Genomic DNA, 22,224 nt, shown 5'->3' on the forward strand with positions numbered 1-22,224 from the left:
TAGAGGTGAGTTTTTTTATTTATTTCTATTAGTATATCTGGGTAATGATTGAGTGAAAAAGTAAATATATTATTTTATAAATAATTGATATTAAAGTAAAAATCTGTTAATGTAATTTTATAATATTATCAGAATATTATAAAAATGATAGGGGTGGTAATGTGAAGTATTTTTTATCAGTAGACATGGAAGGGATTACGGGTTTACCAGATTATACGTTTGTATCTCAATCAGAAAATAATTATGAACACTCAAGAAAAATTATGACAGATGAAGCCAATGCGATAATAGGTGCTGCTTTTAAAAGTGGAGCGAAAGAAGTGCTAGTAAACGATAGCCATTCCAAAATGAATAATTTGTTAGTTGAGGAATTGCATGAGGATGCAGATTTGATCACGGGAGATTTGAAGCCGCTCTCAATGGTTCAAAATGTAGATGAAACATTTGATGGTGTAATGTTTGCTGGATATCATGCGAGAGCAGGACAACCTGGAGTAATGAGCCATTCAATGACATTTAGTATTCGAACAATTTTCATTGATGATGTGGAAATTGGTGAGATTGGCTTTAATTCATATGTGGCTGGTTATTTTGGGGTACCAGTTATTTTCCTAGCTGGTGATGATTGTGCTTGTCGTGAGATTGAAGCACTTATTCCTGGAGTTGTAACTGCGGCAGTAAAAGAATCAATTTCTAGATCGGCTGTGAAGACATTACATCCTAAAAAAGCACGAGCGTTGTTAGTTGAAAAAACGGCTGAAGCGATTGCGAAAAAAGATTCAATTAAACCACTTGTACCACCAGCTACACCAACATTACGCATTGAATTTACAAATTATGGCCAAGCCGAATGGGCAGCATTAATGCCAGGAACGAAGATTATTGAAGGCACAACAATGGTGGAGTTTAAGGCAAAAGATATTCTAGAAGCATATAGAGCAATGCTTGTAATGGCAGAGTTGGCATACCAAACACGGTATTGCTGACAAGGAGGAGGGTTTGAATGATTCAATATATTATAAAGCGCTTCTTCATGATGGTTTTAACAGTGTTGCTAATTGCGACATTGACGTTTTTTTTAATGCATGCAATTCCAGGGTCGCCATTTGATGATGATCGTACTTCAAATCCTACAATTCAAGAAAATCTAGAAAAATACTATAAGCTAGATCAGCCATTGCCGGTGCAGTATGCGAACTATTTAAAGGCTATTGTTACGTTCGATTTTGGTCCTTCGATTAAGAAACCAAACGACTCAGTTAATAGCTTATTGGCCAGGGGATTCCCTATTTCATTTGAGCTAGGGATCATAACGATACTAGTTGCGGTTTTATCAGGGGTAACGTTAGGCACTTTAGCAGCACTCCGGCATAACGGAATAATTGATTATCTTGCGATGACTTTTGCAGTTATAGGTATTTCTATTCCGAACTTTATTTTAGCAACTTTACTTATTCAAATTTTTGCAGGTGAACTGAAGTGGTTACCCGCGGCAACTTGGCAGAGCCCGCTTCATATGATTTTACCTACCTTAGCATTAGCAACAGGACCTATGGCGATTATCGCAAGACTTACTCGCTCTAGCATGTTAGAGGTACTGACACAGGATTATATAAAGATGGCGAGAGCAAAAGGTTTGAAACCGTCTAGAATTATTATCCGGCATGCACTACGAAATGCTATGATGCCTGTCGTGACAATTATGGGGACGATGCTAGCTGGAATTTTAACGGGTACGTTCGTTATAGAACGTATTTTCGCAATTCCAGGTATGGGAAAATACTTCGTTGAAAGTATTAATAATCGTGACTATCCCGTTATTATGGGTTCAACTGTTTTTTATAGTGCATTTTTAGTATTCATGCTATTCCTAGTCGATATTGTATATGGCATTTTAGATCCGCGTATTAAATTGCACAAAAAAGAAGGTGAATCATCATGACCAATATAAAAGAAGTTGTAATAAAGGACGAATGGTTTAAGCCTAAAGCGAAGAATTTGGAAAAGGCAGAATTGGTTGTAAGGCCATCATTATCGTATTGGGCAGATGCTTGGCGTAAGTTAAAGAAGAATAAGCTAGCAATGTTAGGAATGTTTTTTTTAATATTACTTGCCATTATGGCTATATTTGTTCCGATATTTTCTCCATATTTAGTCACAGCAACTGATTACCCTAGTCAAAATAAAGCGCCTTCTATGACGCATTGGTTTGGAACGGATGAAGCAGGGCGAGATGTGTTTACAAGAACATGGTACGGCGCACGAATTTCTTTGTTTGTAGGTTTGATGGCAGCACTTATAGACTTTTTTATAGGTATTATTTATGGCGGTATTAGCGGTTATAAGGGTGGCAAAGTGGATTTAATTATGATGCGTATCATTGAAGTTTTATATGGTCTTCCACATTTACTTGTAGTTATTTTGTTAATGGTAGTAATGGGATCTAGCTTAACGACAATCATTGTTGCCTTAACAATTACAGGGTGGGTAGGAATGGCACGTATTGTACGTGGTCAAGTGTTGCAATTAAAAAATTATGAATTTGTAACAGCCTCTAAGTCTTTTGGGGCTAAGACTTCACGCATCATACGAAAAAATCTGTTACCAAATACTATGGGACCAATTATTGTACAGATGACATTGACAGTGCCGAGTGCAATTTTTGCAGAAGCCTTTCTAAGCTTTTTAGGCTTAGGTATTAGTGCACCATTTGCCAGCTGGGGTGTAATGGCAAACGATGCATTGCCGGTTATATTATCGGGACATTGGTGGAGATTGTTTTTCCCGGCATTATTTATTTCATTAACAATGTTTGCATTTAATGTTCTTGGTGATGGGCTACAAGATGCACTTGATCCAAAATTAAGGGGGTGAGTGGAATGGTACGTGAACAAGCGATACACAACGATTCTATGGGCCAACCAACACTCGAAGGAAAAGTGAAAATGGAAGAGAAAATTTTACAAGTGGAAGATTTACAAGTGACTTTTACTACATTTGGCGGCGTAGTCCAAGCTGTAAGAGGAGTCACATTTGATTTGCATAAAGGTGAGACACTTGCCATTGTAGGAGAATCTGGTTGTGGTAAAAGTGTTACATCAAATGCGATTATGGGCTTAATCCCACAACCTCCCGGGAAAATTACAAACGGCAAAGTAGTCTTTAAAGGAAAAGATTTAACTTCTTATAAAAAATCTGATCTTCGCAAAATCCAAGGGCTAGATGTGTCGATGATTTTTCAGGACCCTATGACTGCATTAAATCCAACGATGACAATTGGAGAACAATTGACTGAGGGACTACGTACGCATCATAAGATAAGTAAGGCAGAAGCTAAAACTAAGGCTATTGAAATGTTGCTACTTGTAGGAATATCAAATCCTAGTGAACGTTTAAATCAGTACCCCCATCAGTTTTCTGGTGGTATGAGGCAGAGAATTGTCATAGCAATTGCATTAATATGTGAACCCACCTTATTAATAGCTGATGAACCAACAACAGCCTTAGATGTAACCATTCAAGCGCAAATTTTGGAACTGTTTGAAGAGATTCAAAAGAAAACAGGCGTCTCTATTATCTTAATAACACATGACTTGGGTGTGGTTGCGAAAATAGCTGATCGGATTGCAGTTATGTATGCAGGAAAAATTATTGAAATAGGTACGAAGCGAGAAATTTTTTATGAACCTACCCACCCTTATACAAAAGGATTATTAAATTCAGTCCCTAGACTAGATTTAGTAGAGGAAGAATTAGAGCCAATTGAAGGAACACCACCAGATTTATTTGCACCACCAACAGGCTGTGCTTTTACAGCAAGATGTCCATATGCGATGGAAGTATGCAATCATGTATATCCTGTGGCAACATCGCTATCTGAGAAGCATAAGGTAGATTGTTGGTTACAAGATGAACGTGCAAAAGGCTTATTTAACTGAAAATGGTGAGAGGCACATTGTGCTTAATATATTTCACAAAAGAGTTAAAGGGGGATTATTCATGAAAAAGTGGTTAACAGTTTTATTCGTAGCAGTATTCGCAATTGTTTTATCCGCTTGTACGGCAAATAAAGAAGCAGGCAAAGAACCGTCATCCGCTGATGGTGGGGGAGATGCCAAGGAAAAAGTCCTTTACTTAAATAACGGTAGTGAACCAACTTCTTTCGATCCGTCTGTCGGTTTTAATGCAGTATCTTGGAATGCATTAAATAACTTGATGGAAGGTTTAGTTCGCTTTAATGACAAAGATCAACCTGTAGAAGCGACAGCTGAAAAGTTTGTAGTTTCTGATGATGGATTAACTTATACTTTTACAATTCGAGATGGAGCAAAATGGTCAAATGGCGATGCAGTAACGGCGGGAGATTTTGTTTTTGGATGGCTGCATATGCTTGATCCAGAAACAGCTTCACCAGCAGCATTCTTAGCTTATCCAATTGATGGTGCTGAAGCTTATAACACTGGAAAGGGTAAAGCGGAGGAAGTAGCTATCAAAGCGATTGATGATAAGACATTTGAAGTGAAATTGAATGCACCAACTGATGCGTTCTTGAGCATTATTACTAATCCAAGCTTCTTCCCAGTGAATGAGAAAGTTGCAACGGAAAATCCAAAATGGTTTGCAGAAGCAGATTCATTTGTCGGTAACGGACCATTCAATTTATCAGAATGGGAGCATGATGTAAAGTTCGTATTCAAAAAGAATGATCAGTATTGGGATAAAGACACTGTAAAGCTTGATAAAGTTGATTGGGCAATGGTGAATGATACGAATACTGAATATCAAATGTACAAATCAGATGAGCTAGATGTATCGAGCGTACCTGCTGAGCTAGCTGAACAGTTAAAGAACGATAAAGAGTTACATGTAGAAGATCAAGCAGGCATATACTTCTATCGATTTAATGTAGAGAAAAAGCCATTTACAAACAAAAAAATTCGCCAAGCTTTTGCTAAAGCAGTAGACCAAGAAAATATCGTGCAATATGTAACGAAAAATGGTGAGAAAGCAGCGCATGGTTTTGTAACATATGGCTTCAAAGGTCCAGACGGTAAAGAATTCCGAGAATCAGTTGGAGACCTAGTCTCTTTAGATAAAGAAGAGGCAAAGAAATTATTAAAAGAAGGTATGAAAGAAGAAGGATGGTCTAAGCTTCCAAAAGTGACATTAACGTATTCAACAAGCCCAGAACATCAAAATATTGCGGTAGCTTTACAAAGTCAAATTAAAGATGCGCTAGGTGTAGATGCAAAACTACAAAATGTAGAAGCTAGTGTATTCTTAGCTGAACAAAAAGAGCTGAAGCATCAAACATCTCGTTCATCATTCTTATATGACTATGCAGATCCAATTAATGCAATTGAAAGTTTTATTACAGACTCTCCTATGAACCGTACAGCATGGTCAAACAAAAAATTTGATAGCTTGATTAAATCTGCTAAACAAGAATCAGATGCGACAAAGCGATGGGAAACTCTACAAGAAGCAGAGCGTGTGTTAATAGACGAAGCACCTATTGTACCACTATATTTCTATAACCAAGTGTCATTAGAGAAATCTAATATTTCTGGTATTGTTCGTCACCCAGTTGGTTATACAGAACTAAAATGGGCAGATAAAAATTAAAAAGTAGCGGTGCCTATTATAGGCACTGCACTTTCTTTAATAAATGAAAGAATGTATATGTTACGTTCCTTGATTTATTTTAGAAAGGGAGGAAATGATGATGAAAAATAGACCTATGAGACTTCAAAAGGGAGACACGATTGGGATTATAGCTCCATCAAGTCCACCAAACCTGGAAAGTTTACAACATTCACTTACATTTCTTGAAGGGCTTGGGTTGCATTATAAATTTGGTCCATCCGTAGAGAATATTTATGGTTATTTAGCAGGTACCGATGAAGAGCGATTAAATGATTTACATGCTATGTTCGCGGACCCTACAATTGCTGGAGTCATATGTGCTGGTGGAGGTTATGGCTCGGCACGTTATACTGATAAAATTGACTTTCAGCTCCTTGCAAATAATCCTAAAATCCTTTGGGGCTATTCGGATATTACATTTCTACATACAGCGATAGGAAAGTACTCTAATTTCATTACCTTTCATGGCCCAATGCTAGCTTCGGATGTTGGTAGACCTACATTCCGAGAAAAGTCAGGTCAAATGTTCAAACAACTTTTTCAACCAATGGAATTACAGTATACAGAAGATTACTCACCATTAGAGACAATGGTTGCAGGAGTGACAAAAGGAGAAATTACAGGTGGTAACTTAAGTCTTTTATCAAATGGACTTGGAACAGAATTTGAAGTCGATACGAGAGGTAAACTTCTATTAATAGAGGATGTAGATGAAGAACCTTATAGAATCGATTGTATGTTAAATCAATTACGACAATCGGGTAAATTGCAAGGTGCAGCAGGCATTATTGTAGGTGATTTTAGCAATACTGAGCCGAAAAAGAGAAAAGTCTCATTGTCGCTAGAGGAAGTGTTAAATCACTATTTAGGTGCTTTAAATGTACCAGTAGTAAAGGGCTTTAAAATTGGGCATTGTGAACCTCATTTTGCAATACCGCTAGGCGCAGAAGCTATTTTGAATGCTAATGATAAAACACTGACCATTTTACCAGGGGTCCAATAAGTGAAGGGGTGACACGTCATGATTATCCAATCTATTGATGTATTTCAAGTTGCGGTACCATTAAAAAAACCATTTAAAACTGCGTTACGTACAGTAACGGTCGCAGAATCCATTTATGTACGTGTAACAGTAGAAGATGGGCGGGTAGGTTGGGGCGAGGCACCACCAACATTTGTCATTACAGGTGAAACTTTAGGTAGTATCCAATATGCAATTGAAAAAGTGTTTGGACCATTATTAAACGGGCAGGATCTCCGATTTTATGAGCAGGTTTTTCAAAAGCTGCATACTGCGTTGGTGGGCAATACAAGTGCTAAGGCGGCAATTGATATGGCATTGTATGATTTAATTGCGCAACAAGCAGATCTACCCCTATATCAATTCTTGGGTGGATATAAAAAGGAGATAGAAACCGATTATACAGTAAGCGTAAATGCTCCGAAGGAAATGTCAGCTGATGCAGCAAAATATATTGCTAATGGATTTAATGTTTTGAAAGTAAAAGTGGGTATCGGTGAAATTACTGATGATATTGCTAGGATAAAAGCAATTCGAGATGAAATTGGCTATAAAACGAAACTTCGACTAGATGCCAATCAAGGTTGGAATGCAAAGGAAGCTGTGTATGCCATTTCTAAAATGGAAGACTTAGGTCTAGATATAGAATTGATTGAACAACCCGTAATAGCGCATGATGTGCATGGGCTAAAATTTGTAACGGACCATACATTAACACCGATTATGGCTGATGAAAGTGTCTTTTCAATTCATGATGCAAAAACTATTTTAGAAATGCGTGCAGCGGATTTAATAAACATTAAATTGATGAAAGCAGGAGGGATATATCAAGCCTTGAAAATCAATGCATTAGCTGAAAGCTATGGGGTGCAATGTATGACAGGGAGTATGATAGAAACCAAAATAGGTATTACCGCTGCAGCACATTTTGCGGCTAGTCAACCGAATATACAATATTACGATTTTGATGCGCCTCTAATGTTGAAATTTGAAACAATCAAGGGCGGCGTAACATATAAAGAAAGATATATTACCTTCTCAGAACGTAGTGGATTAGGCTTTGAAGAAGTATATACAGGGGGGAACTAAATGACCGCATTACATAATATTTGGCATTGCTCAGTTGCAGTAGCATCTATTTGGACGAAGCCAGAATCAGCTCGAGAAATCGATCAACCAGCTATTACAAAACCCGTACAGCTCGTCAAATGGTTAGAAGCTCTCCCTTATAAAGAACGTTTAGATTTATGTAATAGTAACAGAATTCAAACGCAGCTATTATTTGGTGAACCAGTAATAGTAGAGGGAATTCAGGGAGAATGGGCGAAAGTCATTGCCATCTTACAACCCACTCATAAGGATGAAAGAGGCTATCCAGGTTGGGTACCTTTAGTGCAATTGTCTAAACAACCACTTTCAGATTCGACGGAAAGTATCATTGTGAATGTGGATAAAACACAATTATGGTCTGAAGATGATACACCACAAATTGTCTTAACTTTTAATACAATATTGCCTGTATTAGACGAGAAAGCACAATATTATATCGTTGATACGCCAACAGGAAGAGGGAAAGTATTAAAATCGAGTGCAGTAAAATATACAGGAGACATTGTACAGTCGATGGATAAGGCTGTACAGTTTGGTCTTTACTATTTGGACTTACCTTACATTTGGAGCGGTATGTCATCGTATGGTTATGACTGCTCTGGCTTTACTTATAACATGGCAAAGGCTTGCGGTCTACGAATTCCGAGGGATGCAGGTGACCAAGCAACATATGGTATGGCTATATCAAAGGACAATAAAGAGGAATGGCAAGTTGGAGATTTATTATTCTTTGCAGATGAAAAGGGTACCAAGCCGGTGAGGCATGTAGGTTTTTACTACGGTGAAGGACAAATGCTTCATTCTCCACAAACCGGTAAATCAGTTGAACTAATAAAACTCGCAGGCACAATATTCGAGGAAGAAATCTGTGCTGTTAGACGCTATGGACCGGGAGTGAAAACACCATGACAGAAAAAGTGATTTTATCGGTGCAAAATTTAAAAAAACATTTTGATTTAGGCAAAGGTACCACATTACAGGCGGTAAATGGTATAAGCTTTGATGTGATGGAAGGTGAGACATTTGGATTAGTAGGCGAGTCTGGGTGTGGTAAATCTACAGCAGGAAGAACAATTTTAGGGCTGTATAATCGTACAGATGGCAAAGTCTTATTCGAAGATCAAGATGTCCATTCAATGACAGAGAAGGAGCGCAACAACTTCTTGAAAAAGATGCAAATGATTTTCCAAGATCCATATGCATCATTAAATCCACGTTCTACTGTCTTTGAAATAATTGCAGAACCTATAGAAATTCATCATTTAAATAAATCAAAAGAAGAACTAAAAGAGAGAGTATATGAGTTACTAGAGGATGTTGGTCTGAATCGTGATCATGCCAATCGTTATCCTCATGAATTCTCAGGTGGTCAACGTCAAAGGATAGGAATTGCCAGGGCATTAGCACTTGAACCGAAGTTTATAATTGCCGATGAACCGATTTCAGCTTTGGATGTTTCTGTCCAAGCTTCAGTAGTAAAACTATTGCAGAAGCTCCAAAAGGAAAAAGGTTTAACGTATTTATTTATTGCACATGATTTATCAATGGTAAAATATATTTCAAAACGAATTGGCGTTATGTATTTAGGGCAAATGGTAGAATTGACAACAAGTAAACAATTGTACAATGAGCCCCTACATCCATACACACAAGCTTTATTATCAGCTATTCCTATCCCTGATCCGGATATAGAAGAGAAAAGGGAACGTATTATTCTTAAAGGGGAATTACCAAGCCCTATTAATCCACCAACAGGCTGTGTTTTCCATACCCGCTGTCCAATGGCAAAAGCAGTTTGTGGACAACTACAACCAAAATGGTTAGAAAAAAGTGAAGGGCATTATGTTGCTTGCCATTTATATGATGAAGAAGTACTTGCCATTGAGCAATTTGAGACTGTTGCCAATTAAATAATATATAAAAAACGCGCTCTCCAAGAAGGAAGAGCGCGTTTTTTTCGTAACGGCAGATCAGGTGATGCTTAACTAATAATTTGTGGGCCTTTGCATTGGTTGGTCATTGGTCACAGTTAATATGTTAAATGGTCATCGGTCATCGGTTTGAATTCAACTAATGAATAATGTGATCGTGCCAATTACGCCCCGAGGAAGAGTCTCACTGCCTCAAGGTTAGAAATACTTACTATCATCAAAATCGATTTCGATTGTATAGTTTTTTGCATTGATTAAGTTAGATAACTTATGCGCATCCTTCTCAAGTTCTACTGCTTTCAAACGGTATTCCTCAGGTTCAAATAAGGCAACACGATAAACGGTTGTACCGTCAGAATAGCCATATTGAATTTCCTCTTTTTCTGCTTGAGCAAACTCTTTATAGGTAGCGGCTCTAGCACGAAGTTGTGTTGCCAATTCAATTGCTTCTACAATTGCATACTCTTCACCTTTAAATGAAAGAATATGATCAATATTTGCACGGTATACTAATTTATCTAGTATGCGAATATCTTTTCGAACATCTTCAAGTTCAGTATCTACTTCTGTAAGTAAACGTTTAGAAGGTTTTGGTTCTTCGCCTTTTTCCACTTGGACAAAAGCAACACGTTGTAATTCGGAGGATAGCTCATGTACTTTTTTTGTTAATATGCTTTTCAGTTTTACTGCTTCTGCTAATGTAATAGTACCCACTATAGAACCTCCTTAAATTTCAAATGATTGTTGATCTTTGAATAATAGACCAGTCGTGAAGTCGCCACCATGCACTTGTGAGAACATTTTACCTGCAGCTTCTAACAATGCATTACTATTTTCTATAGATAAAGATGGACGTAAATAGAATACTTGAAGTGCTTCAACAGTATTCTCCGTTACAGCTGTCCTTTTCGAATCAACAAAGGGGCTACCAAAGGGTCCTTTAGCATCTAAAGAGACGAGAATATTATGTAGCGAATTGAAACGGCCGTTTAATCCTTCATAGCCCGTTTCCTCATCACCTAGTGTTACAGTGACATTCCCCTCTAAATTTTCAATATCATATATTCCAACTGGCATTTCGTATTGTAATGAAAAGAAATTATTTAAATCTACTGCCGAGTGAAATGGCGTTATGTAGTTTTGTTTGGCAATACGGCGCATCAAACTTTCAGCTGAGTGACGATAGCGGTTTGGGTCAGAACCAAGTGATTTCCAAAGCTTACGCCATTCAGAAATACCCTCTCTCTCAGTGACAGGAGTGTCCTGTAATTCTAAAAATAAGTTCTCTTGATATAACTGTGTACGTCCTTTAATCATTTGAGGAGATTCAGACACGACAATTTTGGTATAATGGATAATGCCGATTTTAAAGTCTGGTACTTTGTTTAATAAAGTAGAATCTAATGCAACTTTTATCATGAACATCACCTATATCTTGTATTTTCACAAGTGTAACATATAGAAAGGAGTAGAACCAAGTGATTGTCAACGACTTGCAAGAAGAGCTGATTGAGTACGCAAAAACCATTGGCATAGATAAAATTGGTTTTACATCCGCTGCACCATTTATTGAGTTAAAGAACTTATTGCGTCGCCAGCAGGAGCTCAATTTTCAATCGGGCTTTGAAGAATCTGATATTGAAAAACGTACTGAACCAACCCTTTTACTAGAAGAGGCACAGAGTATTATTGCTATCGCAATTGCTTATCCATCACGAATGGAAAATGCACCTAAAGGAAAGCGAGGGGAGCGAAGAGGTATTTTCTGCCGAGCTTCATGGGGAATGGACTATCATACAGTACTTCGCGAAAAATTAGCGTTACTTGAAGCATTTATACAAGAAAAACTGCCGCAAGCTAAAATGCGTTCAATGGTTGATACTGGAGAGTTATCTGACCGGGCTGTAGCCGAACGAGCTGGCATTGGATGGAGTGCAAAAAACTGTTCAATTATAACTCCCGAATTTGGATCATACGTTTATCTAGGTGAAATGATTACGAATATCCCGTTTGCTCCAGATGAACCTATGTCTGACCAATGTGGGGATTGTACGCTTTGTATTGATGTATGTCCTACTGGTGCTATTGTACAAGCAGGTCAATTGAATTCAAACCGCTGTGTAGCATTTTTAACGCAAACAAAAGGGTTTTTACCCGACGAGTTTCGTACGAAAATTGGTAATCGAATTTATGGCTGTGATACTTGCCAAACAGTTTGTCCAAAGAATAAAGGCAAATTAAATTGGCTGCATGATGCTTTTAAGCCAGATCCTGAAATTGCGAAACCTCTACTTGAACCGTTATTAACTATTTCTAATAAGGAATTCAAAGCGAAATTCGGCTATATTTCCGGTTCTTGGAGAGGGAAGAAGCCAATTCAGCGTAATGCTATTATTGCACTCGCTCATTTCAAAGAAGAGTCATCCATACCAAAGCTTATTGAAGTTTTACAGAAGGACGAACGTCCAGTAATTCGTGGAACAGCTGCATGGGCTATTGGTAAAATGGGTGTAATAGAAGCAAAAGAAATTTTACAAGTAGCACTACAAAAAGAACAGGATCCTGAGGTTATAATAGAAATAGAAAAAGGATTAGCCTTTTTAGCACAAAAATAAAGGAAGTGTCAAAGTTGTCTTTGCATATCGTTTTATATCAACCAGAAATTCCAGCCAACACTGGTAATATCGCCAGAACTTGCGCAGGTACAAATACAAGCTTACATTTAATTCGTCCATTAGGGTTTTCAACGGACGACAAAATGTTAAAAAGAGCTGGGTTAGATTATTGGCATAGCGTAAATATTACGTATTATGATTCAGCAGATGAATTTTTTGAAAAGAATGATGGTGGGTCATTTTATTATATTGAAACATATGGTGATAAAGCCTATTCAGATTTTAATTTTAGTAACCAAGATGAAGAGATTTTCTTTATTTTTGGAAAGGAAACGACAGGAATTCCGATGGAGTTAATAGAAGGAAACCAAGATCGTTGCTTACGTATTCCGCAAAGTGATAATATCCGCTCATTAAATCTTTCAAATACCGCAGCTATTTTAATCTATGAAGCAATGCGCCAACAAAATTTCCCTGGTTTAAAATAAAAAAAGGACAGCCTGTAAGTAGGTTGTCCTTTTTTATACGATGGATTACTTTTCAGAAGTGCCTTGTTTGTCTTCATATCCACCAGTGAAGATTGCAGTTAAAAATGCTACACAAACACCAAGAATTAAGATTAATTTCATGGAAGTACCCTCCTCATGGTAATAAAAAGTTCTTATCAAGTATAGCCTACTTTGTATAAAAATGAAATATTCGCAGTTATAAAATTATGGCAGAAATCGTTCTTTATTATTTGCAATGTACATATTAATCGAATAGGATGAATGAAAGGTGCTAATAATTCCTAAGTAATGCATTTTTGTTAAAGGAGCGGATAATATGGATAACAATGAAAAGCAACCAGAAAACGGCTCAATGGCAACTTCTATGGAGGAGCTTAGACAATTAGGCAAGCAAATGGATAAAATGCGTGATGGTGAGGAACTTGAGCGTGATGGTCGCATACAAGATCCTGTCCAGTCAGATAAAGCACCGTCAATTCATCCACGTGATTAAAAAATGCCCATTGCATCTAAATATGCAGTGGGCATTTTTCTGTATGATTAAGATAAGAAGGTTAATTGGAATGCAAACAAAATAGCAAAAACATAAAGCAACGGATGTACTTTTTTTGCCTCGCCTTTCGCTATTTTTAAAATAGGATAAGAGATAAATCCGAAGGCAATTCCTGTAGCAATACTTGAAGTAAGTGGCATAATCAAAATGATTAAAAACGCAGGGAAAGCCTCTTCGAATTTTTCCCATTCGATTTCTTTAATAGAACCAATCATCAACGTACCCACGATGATTAATATTGGTGAAGTAATAGCAGAAACTCCTGAAATAGCACTAACTAAAGGTCCAAAGAATGAAGCAGCGACGAATAGAATAGCGACAGTTAAACTCGTTAAACCTGTACGGCCACCAGCAGCAACCCCAGCAGAAGATTCAATAAATGCTGTAGTTGGGCTTGTACCAAACATAGCACCAAAAGTTGTAGCAACTGAGTCGGCTAACAATGCTTTACGAGCACGTGGTAATTTACCATCTTTCATTAAACCCGCTTGTTTCGCAACTCCAATCATTGTACCAGTCGTATCAAATAATGTAACTAAAATGAAAGAAAATACAACGCCGTATAATCCATAAGAGATAACCTGGCCGATTGCTTCAATCGGATTCCAGACTAATATGCCTTCAGGAAGGTGAGGAACTGCAACCACCTTTTCAATGTGCAATTGATTTGTTAAAGTTGCGACAACACCTGTAATAAACATACCGATAAATAGGGCACCACTGACATTCCGTACCATTAAAATTACAGTAACGAATAATCCGAATAATGTTAGTAGCACCCCAGGAGAAGTTAAATCACCTAGCATCACTAAGTTACTTTCACTATCGACAATAATATTCCCCATCCGCAAGCCTAGGAAAGCAATAAATAGACCAATACCTGCAGCAATTGCCCGTTTTAAATTTTCAGGTATGGCTAAAATTAATTTTTCACGTAGCGGTGTTAGTGATAATAGAACGAATATAATACCTGATACAAAAACAGCTGCAAATCCAGTTAAATAATCAATGGTGCCTTCTGATGAAACGACGATTGAATAAGTAAAATATGCATTCAACCCAATACTTGGCCCGATAACAAGTGGATAATTAGCAAATAGCGACATCCATAAAGTACCTATAACGATAGCGATAATAGTCGCTATGAAAACTTGATCAAGTGGAACCCCGGATGCAGATAACATACTTGGATTTACAACAACAATGTATATCATAGTAAAGAATGTAGTTATTCCTGCTATAAGTTCCGTCTTAACATTCGTTCCATTTTCCTTTAAACGAAACATTTTAATACCCTCTTTCTTAAAAACAAACAATTTTTATGACATTAAACATGATATTTATGCATTTTAGAGAAATAACAAGAATATATTAATGATTTCTATATGAGAAATCAACTGTTTTCCCAAAGTCTTTATTCTCGAAATAATTTGATTACATTTGTATAATGAAATTAATCAATTAGAAGGAGTTGTGCGATGTGTTGAATATTACATCTACAAAAACACTACATAACGGCGTAGAAATGCCGCGTTTTGGACTTGGTGTGTACAAAATGACTGATCGTGAAGAAGCGATTCAAGCGATGACCACTGCAATTGATACAGGGTATATTGCAATTGACACAGCTTCACTATATAACAATGAAGTAGAAGTAGGGGAAGCAGTCAAAGCTTCTAATGTGAAACGTGAAGATTTATTCATTACATCAAAAGTTTGGAACACTGATCAGGGATATGATGAAACTTTACGTGCTTTCGAGACTTCATTAAAGAAATTAGATATGGATTACTTAGATTTATATTTAACTCACTGGGCAGTACCTGATAAATTCAAAGACACATATCGTGCAATTGAACGCTTATATGATGAAAAACTACTTCGCGCAACAGGTGTTTCTAACCATCAAATTCACCATCTAGAAGAAATCTTTGCTACTGCTAATGTCAAACCAATGGTCAACCAAATTGAAGTGCACCCATACTTAACGCAAGTAGAAGTACGTGACTTCTGTACAGCAAATGACATCGCAGTTACAGCATGGTCTCCATTAGCTAGAGGTAAAATTATAGATGATGCAACTATCACTAGTATTGGCCAAAAATACGGAAAATCTGCAGCACAAGTAGTAATTCGTTGGCATTTACAGCTGGGTAATATTGTTATTCCAAAATCAGTAACGCCAAGCCGAATACAAGCAAACGCTCAAGTATTCGATTTCGAACTTACAAACGAAGACATGCAACTAATTAGCGCGCTAAACAAAGACGAAAGAACAGGCGCAGACCCAGATAACTTTAGTTTTAAATTTTAATGCTGAAGGTTTTCGCCAAGTTGCAACGCGGTAACGCTTGAATCGTATATTTAGGTACGTTTTAGGGAATGTATTAGAAGAAAAATAATAAAGAACGCTAGAAGAAAATGTTGTGTTTTCTTCTAGCGTTTTTTTATTTTATTGCTTGAGAAGCGCCAAAGTCGGAGTGAGTAGAGCTAAAGCCCGAGTGAGTAGAGCTAAAGCCGGAGTGAGAAGCGCCAAAGCCAGGGTGAGAAGAGCTAAAGCCAGAGTGAGTAGAGCTAAAGCCAGTGAGTAGCGCCAAAGCGGGAGTGAGAAGTGCCAAAGCGGGAGTGAGAAGTGCCAAAGCGGGAGTGAGAAGCGCCAAAGCGGGAGTGAGTAGAGCTAAAGCCAGAGTGAGTAGCGCCAAAGCCGAAGTGAGTAGAGCTAAAGCCCGAGCGAGAAGCGCCAAAGCCAGAGTGAGTAGAGCTAAAGTCAGTGAGTAGAGCCAAAGCGGGAGTGAGTAGAGCTAAAGCCAGAGTGAGTAGAGCTAAAGCCAGAGTGAGTAGAGCTAAAGTCAGTGAGTAGCGCCAAAGCTGGAGTGAGTAGCGCCAAAGCCGAAGTGAGAAGTGCTAAAGCTGGAGCGAGTAGAGCTAAAGTCGGAGTGAGTAGAGCTAAAGCAAGTGAGTAGCGCCAAAGCCAGAGTGAGTAGAGCTAAAGCCGGAGTGAGAAGAGCTAAAGCGGGAGCGAGTAGAGCTAAAGCTGGAGAGTAGCGCCAAAGCCAGAGCGAGTAGAGCTAAAGCCAAAGTGAGTAGCGCCAAAACCGGAGTGAGTAGAGCTAAAGCCAGAGTGAGTAGCGCTAAAGCCAGAGTGAGTAGAGCTAAAGCCAAAGTGAGTAGCGCTAAAGCCAGAGCGAGAAGCGCTAAAGCCAAATCAAGTAACACCAATCCCTACCCAAATCCACCAATAAAAAAAGTACCTCCAAGCAATAAAACGCTCAGAGATACCTTGTTAATATTTATTGATCAATAATTTCCATTTTCTTATCTGTGAATGGATGAGTAAATTGGAGTTTTCTAGCGTGTAGAGAATAATCACCAGATGCTGTTTCTCTTGCATCATATAAAGTATCTCCGACAATTGGGTGACCGATATGTGAAAGATGTACACGAATTTGATGCGTACGTCCTGTCTCTAATACAAGATTGACGATTGTTGAATATTGCAGATGACGTACAACTTCAAAGTTTGTAATAGCCATTTGACCTTCTGGTGCAACGCGACGGCGGGTACCATGGTGGCGATCTTTAGCAATAGCTTCACGAATTGTCCCTTTGCGCTCTTTCATATGGCCTTGAACTTCTGCTTCATATACGCGAAGGATTTTCTTCTCTTCTAATAAACGGTCGAAAATGGATTTTGCAATTGGGTGTTTTGCAACAAGTAAAAGTCCAGCTGTACCTTGGTCTAGTCGATGTACATGCTCCGCGTATACTCCACCTTGTGCTTGTATATAATTCATAACATGATTCATACAAGTGAAGCGATCCCAAACGTCATTTGGATGTGTAGCCATACCTTTTGGTTTAGAAACGATTAAGCAATGTGGGTCTTCGTATACTACTTTAACTTCGCATTCACGAGTTGCTTCATATGAAGATTCTGGTACATCCATAGTTATGACAATTTCCATACTTTTTGGACGGGGATCTTTCCATTGTAGAAGCTCGCCGTTTGTATCTGAGATAGCTTTTGTCATACGTAATTCGTGGACAGTTTTTTTACCTAGCTTCCATTGTTCACGTAGTAGTTCTTCGATAGTTTGGTTATCTTGTAGAATAGTGAATGTCCAAGATTGTTTCATTATTATTCCTCCATTAAAAAGAAGGATTACGTTGTTTGTACAACATAATCCTTACTAGTTGTATTATTTCACGAGACCAGTTTGTTTTAGGAATGCTTCGAAAGTAGCCTCGTCTGCATCGCCTTCCATACGTTGAATCTCTTTACCATCTTTATAATAAGAAAGTGTTGGTGTGGCTGTGACGCCGTACTTGTCATCTAAATCATACTCCAGTAAGTTTAATTGATCGATGTGTACACCTAATTTTTTTGCTAATGGCATTAATTTAGGTGTTGCAGCTCTACAATGTGTACACTCTGGACTGAAGAAGTATACCACTGTTGGGTCACCTTTAGATAGCTTTTTCTCAAGTTCTGTCAGAGTAATGATGTTTTGATAGTTTTTATCGCTAAGTAGATCAATTGTAGATTGTTTTAAATCGTTAGTGCCGTATGGATTATCTTTTAATTTTGCTTCATTTCCTTGGTTGTTTAAGAAGATGATTAGTCCAAATATGACAACAATTACTCCAGCAATGATGAGTAGCTTTTTCAATTATTTTTCCTCCTTAGATGCTTTTAACATGTAAAAGCTTGCTCCTGCGATTAAGACGAATGCTGTTAATGCAAGGAATGGGATGGTGATGAAGCCAAACCAGTTGATATATTGCCCTGTACAAGGTACACGACCACATGTTACTGCAGAGCTAGATAAAAATTCGAATTTTTGAATACCATAATGGTAGATGGAAATACAGCCACCGATTATGGAGAAAACAGCTAAAGTTACAGCAATACGTGCATTTTTTTGGATATAAGCTACGGTTGTAATGATGACAATCGGGTACATTAAAATACGTTGATACCAACAAAGCTTACAAGGTTCGTATTGTTGAATTTCTGAAAAAAATAGGGAGCCTAGCATTGCGACCAATGAGACAATCCAGATGAATAGTAAACTATTCTCAACTTTTTTTGACATACAGATATCTCCTAGTATTAGAGTATTTCCCTTTGAATTATAGAGGGAATGCATATATATGTAAAATATTTTATCCTTAATAAAAACTTCTCTATTATAGAAATAAGGCAATCTTGTGAAAGCAAGGTTTCAGACTAATATTTAGCCTTAATTAATATGATGAACTGCACACAATGATAATAGTTATTATACCAATGATAATCTAGTTGGCTATAAATTATACAAAAATGAAGGTACAGTCAATACTAATTATCACCATATAAAAGTAGTACAATTACTTAATGATGTACGAAAAGGTGTGACTCGTCAATTTTATTGGAGACCTGTCATTAAAGGACATGACAATTATAATTACAAGGTTGAGAGTTCATTAATGTGCTCATTTGAAAAAACTTCATCATAATTTATATCGTTTACAATATTCAAAAGAATAATAAGTTTTAACCACTGCATTTTATGAGTAGAAATGGTGGCTTTTCTATTTTCTCAGTCAAAAGAATGAGGACTATTTCATGCGAATGTATGACAGGCAGTGGTATCATAGTAGGTACAATATATTTATAGCTGGAAAAAGGAAGGAGGCAATTACATGCAGCAAAATGATCATTCGAACATTAGTTTACTCAAGGAAATTGCCGAACTTCTAAATGAAGAAACTGAAATTCAAGCAATGTTGCAAGGTGCTCTGAGAAAATTTTTAGCAGGCACGAATTTTGAAACAGGTTGGGTATTTTTTATTAATAAAAAAGGTAGACATGAGCTCATAGCGCATGAAAACTTGCCACAAGCTTTAAAGCATAATAACTGTCATTTTTTAGAAAAAGGTGGTTGTTGGTGTGTATCACGTTATCGGAATAATGAATTAAAAAAAGCTTCGAATATTATTGAATGCCAGCGCATTGAAAGCGCCAATGCTGCTGAACTAGAGGGTGATGGTGGGATTACCCATCATGCCACAGTACCCTTGCAATCTGGACAAGAGCGTTTTGGGCTATTAAATGTGGCTACGCCAAATACAGTCAGTTTTTCTGATGATGAGCTAGCTCTTTTAGAATCAGTCGCCTTCCAAATGGGATCCGCAATAAAACGAATTTTACTAACAAAACAAGAACAACAAATGGCACTAGTTGAAGAGAGAAATCGATTAGCGAGAGATTTGCATGATTCAGTGAATCAATTATTATTCTCTGTTACGTTAACATCTCGTGCCGGAATTGAAATGGCTGAGCAACCAGAAATGAAGGAAACGTTTAAGGAAATTCAGAATTTAACGCAAGAAGCCTTAACAGAAATGCGAGCTTTAATTTGGCAATTACGCCCTAAAGGTTTAGAAAGTGGCTTAATGGAAGCGATTAAAGGTTATGCTGAAATGTTAGGTCTAAATCTATCTGTGAATGTTTCGGGTGTTTTACAATTGCCTTCTCGTGTGGAAGAAACATTATTTCGTATTACACAAGAAGCACTAAATAACGTACGTAAGCATTCTGGTGTTAAGGACGCAGAAATTTTCGTCATTATTACACAGACAGATGTGTTATTAGTTATCAAAGATGAAGGTAGAGGATTTCAAGTTGACTCTCTTGTAAAATTACCATCAATCGGTTTGCAAAGCATGCGAGATCGTGCAAAAGCACTTGGCGGCAAGGTTGATTGGGTGAGTAATATTGGAAGAGGAACGGAAATTTTAATCCGTCTACCATATTAAGGGGGATTTCGATGATTAGAGTATTAATCGCAGACGATCACCATGTTGTAAGAAGAGGATTATTGTTTTTCCTGAAAACGCAAAAGGACATAGAAGTTATTGGTGAAGCTCAAAATGGTAAGGAAGCAGTAGCGTTAACGTCGGAATTAAAGCCGGATATCGTCTTAATGGATTTAGTTATGCCTGAATTAGATGGTATCCAAGCTACAAAACGTATTAAGGCAAAATTTCCTGACACGCAGGTACTAATGCTGACAAGTTTTTCGGATAGTGACCATGTCATTCCTGCAATTGAAGCGGGAGCTGCAGGTTACCAGTTGAAAGATATCGAACCAGATGAATTGGTGACATCAATCCGCAGAATAATGGCAGGAGAAAATACATTGCATCCACAAGCGACAACTCAACTTATTAAAAGTCGAGAGATGCAAGAAGATTTGCCACATATGAAACATACTTTAACACCTCGAGAACGTGATGTCCTAGCTGAACTAACAAAAGGTAAGAGTAACAGAGAAATTGCATCCTCGCTTTTTGTTACAGAAAAAACTGTGAAGACGCATATTTCGAATATTTTTTCAAAATTAGAAGTACAAGATCGTACTCAAGCTGCACTTTATGCTGTTAAACATGGGTTAACTGAACCGAGTGAGCAACAATAAAAGAAAAAGCTGTCCCTTAGTCATCGAAATGACTGATAGGACAGCTTTTTTTAACGTTTTTTCTGAGGTTTTTGGCGTAAGGTTTTTGAAACCTGTTTCCATTTATTACGTTCAGCAATTTGTGCTTGAGCGTTAGTTTTTCTTTCAATATAAGCTAATTCTCGCTTTAACTTTATATAGCTACTGTATCGTTCGTTTGTTAGTGTACCCTCATGAATTGCATTTTGTACTGCGCATCCAGGTTCACGCTTGTGCTCACAATCTCTAAAGCGGCACTGAGATGAAAGTTCTTCTATATCTTTAAAACTGCTATCTAAGCTTTCACCTTGATCCCATAACTGGAATTCACGCATTCCCGGGGTATCAATTAATAATCCACCACCTGGAATCTTGAATAATTCTCTATGTGTTGTCGTATGGCGACCTTTATCATCATCCTCACGAACTTCTTGGACGAACATTACTTCAGTGCCACATAGTGCATTGGTTAAAGATGATTTACCAACACCAGATGATCCTAAAAGTGCAGCTGTCTTACCATCAACTAATAATTGTTGAAGCTCATTAATGCCTTCACCAGTAAAACTACTTACTGTATGGATGGGTACACCAAATGCAACAGATTCTGCTTCCTGAATAAAAGGTGTGTCATCTTCACATAGATCCTTTTTCGTTAATACGATGATTGGTGTGGCACCTGAATCCCAAGCAGCGATTAAATAGCGCTCTAATCGTCGAAGATTAAAATCTAAGTTCAAACTCATGATTAAAAAAACGATGTCGACATTGACTGCGATTAATTGTTCTGCTGTAGTTAATCCAGCGGCTTTACGAGAGAACAGAGAGGTACGCGGTAATACGGCATGAATAATCGCTTTTTCTTCACCAGGCATCTGTTCAACTAATACCCAATCACCGACTGCAGGGAAGTCGCGACGTTCAAAAGCAGTATGTTGGAAGCTGCCTGATGGACTAGAAAGCCATTCACCTTGTTCCGTGATAACACGGTAGGAGTGCTTATGCTCTAGCAATACACGTCCAGGAATTGTTTTTGCTAATTTATTTGAAGCTTGGGCAATTTTAAATTTTTCTTCCCAAGTTGTATTCCAGCCGAAATCTTGTAATTTTGTCATTTGTAGATCCTCCTATTGTGTGTGTAGAGATATTGAGCTGAGGCGACTATTTTTCTGTAAGGTCGTTGCGGTCGGGCACTCAAAGTCAAAGAGTGACTTTGGTTTCCGCTTTCCATCGACCTTGCCGCGAAATTAGGTTGCCTTCCTCTAGATATCCAGCTTCACACGCCAGCTACTTGGGTCACTTCGGTCTCTTGGCACCAGACAAAAAGCGTCTTGTGTTCGAGCCCTCCAGTGCCAGGC

22 protein-coding genes are annotated in these 22,224 nt (G+C 37.8%); 15 read left to right on the top strand and 7 right to left on the bottom strand.

Annotated features, from left to right (window positions below):
- The first annotated feature begins 161 nt into the window (after positions 1–161).
- The 9 genes from MHH85_RS00930 to MHH85_RS00970 all read left to right on the top strand — a co-directional run bounded on the left by MHH85_RS00930 (position 162) and on the right by MHH85_RS00970 (position 9,687).
- Entirely contained in the window at positions 162–986 is an 825-nt protein-coding gene (locus MHH85_RS00930) for a M55 family metallopeptidase (RefSeq protein ID WP_340705680.1), read from the top strand.
- A 17-nt stretch (positions 987–1,003) separates the two neighbouring features.
- Positions 1,004–1,942 (top strand): ABC transporter permease, encoded by a 939-nt coding sequence (locus MHH85_RS00935; protein WP_053418794.1) that lies wholly within the window; start codon positions 1,004–1,006, stop codon positions 1,940–1,942.
- Entirely contained in the window at positions 1,939–2,874 is a 936-nt protein-coding gene (locus MHH85_RS00940) for an ABC transporter permease (protein ID WP_193737477.1), read from the top strand. Before MHH85_RS00935 ends, MHH85_RS00940 begins: the two co-directional genes overlap by 4 nt.
- Before the next feature lie 71 nt (positions 2,875–2,945).
- Positions 2,946–3,938, top strand: coding sequence for an ABC transporter ATP-binding protein (locus MHH85_RS00945; RefSeq protein ID WP_193741076.1), 993 nt, complete (start codon positions 2,946–2,948; stop codon positions 3,936–3,938).
- A 61-nt stretch (positions 3,939–3,999) separates the two neighbouring features.
- Positions 4,000–5,625: a peptide ABC transporter substrate-binding protein gene (locus tag MHH85_RS00950; RefSeq protein ID WP_340705681.1), complete on the top strand. Its 1,626-nt coding sequence runs from the start codon at positions 4,000–4,002 to the stop codon at positions 5,623–5,625.
- 100 nt (positions 5,626–5,725) lie between these two features.
- Positions 5,726–6,649 carry a S66 peptidase family protein gene (locus MHH85_RS00955; protein ID WP_340705682.1) on the top strand — a complete coding sequence of 308 codons (924 nt, stop codon included), beginning with the start codon at positions 5,726–5,728 and terminating at the stop codon, positions 6,647–6,649.
- A gap of 18 nt (positions 6,650–6,667) precedes the next feature.
- Entirely contained in the window at positions 6,668–7,756 is a 1,089-nt protein-coding gene (locus MHH85_RS00960) for a dipeptide epimerase (RefSeq protein WP_340705683.1), read from the top strand.
- On the top strand, positions 7,757–8,686 hold the full coding sequence (locus MHH85_RS00965) for a C40 family peptidase (RefSeq protein ID WP_340705684.1): 930 nt from the start codon (positions 7,757–7,759) through the stop codon (positions 8,684–8,686).
- The gene (locus MHH85_RS00970) at positions 8,683–9,687 is read left to right on the top strand and encodes an ABC transporter ATP-binding protein (protein ID WP_340705685.1); all 1,005 of its coding nucleotides are present in this window, start codon (positions 8,683–8,685) and stop codon (positions 9,685–9,687) included. The genes MHH85_RS00965 and MHH85_RS00970 overlap by 4 nt, the downstream gene beginning before the upstream one ends.
- A gap of 219 nt (positions 9,688–9,906) precedes the next feature.
- On the opposite strand, the gene MHH85_RS00975 is transcribed toward MHH85_RS00970, so the two are convergent.
- Complete coding sequence (locus MHH85_RS00975) at positions 9,907–10,422, bottom strand: DIP1984 family protein (protein ID WP_193737471.1); 516 nt, start codon at positions 10,420–10,422, stop codon at positions 9,907–9,909.
- A gap of 12 nt (positions 10,423–10,434) precedes the next feature.
- Positions 10,435–11,124 (bottom strand): B3/B4 domain-containing protein, encoded by a 690-nt coding sequence (locus MHH85_RS00980; RefSeq protein ID WP_340708106.1) that lies wholly within the window; start codon positions 11,122–11,124, stop codon positions 10,435–10,437.
- A gap of 62 nt (positions 11,125–11,186) precedes the next feature.
- Between MHH85_RS00980 and queG the strand changes: the two genes are divergently transcribed.
- The 3 genes from queG (at position 11,187) to MHH85_RS00995 (ending at position 13,325) form a co-directional block, all read left to right on the top strand.
- Positions 11,187–12,323 carry a tRNA epoxyqueuosine(34) reductase QueG gene (gene queG / locus MHH85_RS00985; protein ID WP_340705686.1) on the top strand — a complete coding sequence of 379 codons (1,137 nt, stop codon included), beginning with the start codon at positions 11,187–11,189 and terminating at the stop codon, positions 12,321–12,323.
- A 14-nt stretch (positions 12,324–12,337) separates the two neighbouring features.
- Positions 12,338–12,811 (top strand): tRNA (uridine(34)/cytosine(34)/5-carboxymethylaminomethyluridine(34)-2'-O)-methyltransferase TrmL, encoded by a 474-nt coding sequence (gene trmL, locus MHH85_RS00990; RefSeq protein ID WP_038189061.1) that lies wholly within the window; start codon positions 12,338–12,340, stop codon positions 12,809–12,811.
- Positions 12,812–13,148: 337 nt separating this feature from the next.
- Positions 13,149–13,325, top strand: coding sequence for a hypothetical protein (locus MHH85_RS00995; RefSeq protein WP_193737469.1), 177 nt, complete (start codon positions 13,149–13,151; stop codon positions 13,323–13,325).
- Between the two features lie 47 nt (positions 13,326–13,372).
- Here MHH85_RS00995 and MHH85_RS01000 read toward each other — a convergent pair whose 3' ends face one another.
- The gene (locus MHH85_RS01000; RefSeq protein WP_340705687.1) at positions 13,373–14,671 is read right to left on the bottom strand and encodes an NCS2 family permease; all 1,299 of its coding nucleotides are present in this window, start codon (positions 14,669–14,671) and stop codon (positions 13,373–13,375) included.
- Positions 14,672–14,868: 197 nt separating this feature from the next.
- Here MHH85_RS01000 and MHH85_RS01005 point away from each other — a divergent pair, with 197 nt between their 5' ends.
- On the top strand, positions 14,869–15,699 hold the full coding sequence (locus MHH85_RS01005) for an aldo/keto reductase (protein ID WP_340708107.1): 831 nt from the start codon (positions 14,869–14,871) through the stop codon (positions 15,697–15,699).
- Positions 15,700–16,675: 976 nt separating this feature from the next.
- Here MHH85_RS01005 and MHH85_RS01010 read toward each other — a convergent pair.
- From MHH85_RS01010 to MHH85_RS01020, 3 genes are all read right to left on the bottom strand, one after another.
- Entirely contained in the window at positions 16,676–17,521 is an 846-nt protein-coding gene (locus tag MHH85_RS01010; RefSeq protein WP_340705688.1) for an RluA family pseudouridine synthase, read from the bottom strand.
- Between the two features lie 63 nt (positions 17,522–17,584).
- Complete coding sequence (locus MHH85_RS01015) at positions 17,585–18,055, bottom strand: thioredoxin family protein (RefSeq protein WP_193737466.1); 471 nt, start codon at positions 18,053–18,055, stop codon at positions 17,585–17,587.
- Positions 18,056–18,481 carry a disulfide oxidoreductase gene (locus tag MHH85_RS01020; RefSeq protein WP_340705689.1) on the bottom strand — a complete coding sequence of 142 codons (426 nt, stop codon included), beginning with the start codon at positions 18,479–18,481 and terminating at the stop codon, positions 18,056–18,058. It lies immediately after the preceding gene.
- 589 nt (positions 18,482–19,070) lie between these two features.
- Here MHH85_RS01020 and MHH85_RS01025 point away from each other — a divergent pair.
- Together MHH85_RS01025 and MHH85_RS01030 are read left to right on the top strand one after the other, a co-directional pair.
- Positions 19,071–20,186, top strand: a complete 1,116-nt coding sequence (locus MHH85_RS01025; protein WP_193737464.1) for a GAF domain-containing sensor histidine kinase — start codon at positions 19,071–19,073, stop codon at positions 20,184–20,186.
- Positions 20,187–20,197: 11 nt separating this feature from the next.
- Positions 20,198–20,848: a response regulator transcription factor gene (locus MHH85_RS01030; RefSeq protein WP_193737463.1), complete on the top strand. Its 651-nt coding sequence runs from the start codon at positions 20,198–20,200 to the stop codon at positions 20,846–20,848.
- A 50-nt stretch (positions 20,849–20,898) separates the two neighbouring features.
- Here MHH85_RS01030 and rsgA read toward each other — a convergent pair whose 3' ends face one another.
- Positions 20,899–21,981, bottom strand: coding sequence for a ribosome small subunit-dependent GTPase A (rsgA, locus tag MHH85_RS01035; RefSeq protein WP_340705690.1), 1,083 nt, complete (start codon positions 21,979–21,981; stop codon positions 20,899–20,901).
- Positions 21,982–22,224 lie beyond the last annotated feature (243 nt).

Source organism: Viridibacillus sp. FSL E2-0187, from assembly GCF_038006425.1.
In the GTDB taxonomy this organism is placed as follows: Bacteria; Bacillota; Bacilli; order Bacillales_A; family Planococcaceae; genus Viridibacillus; species Viridibacillus arvi.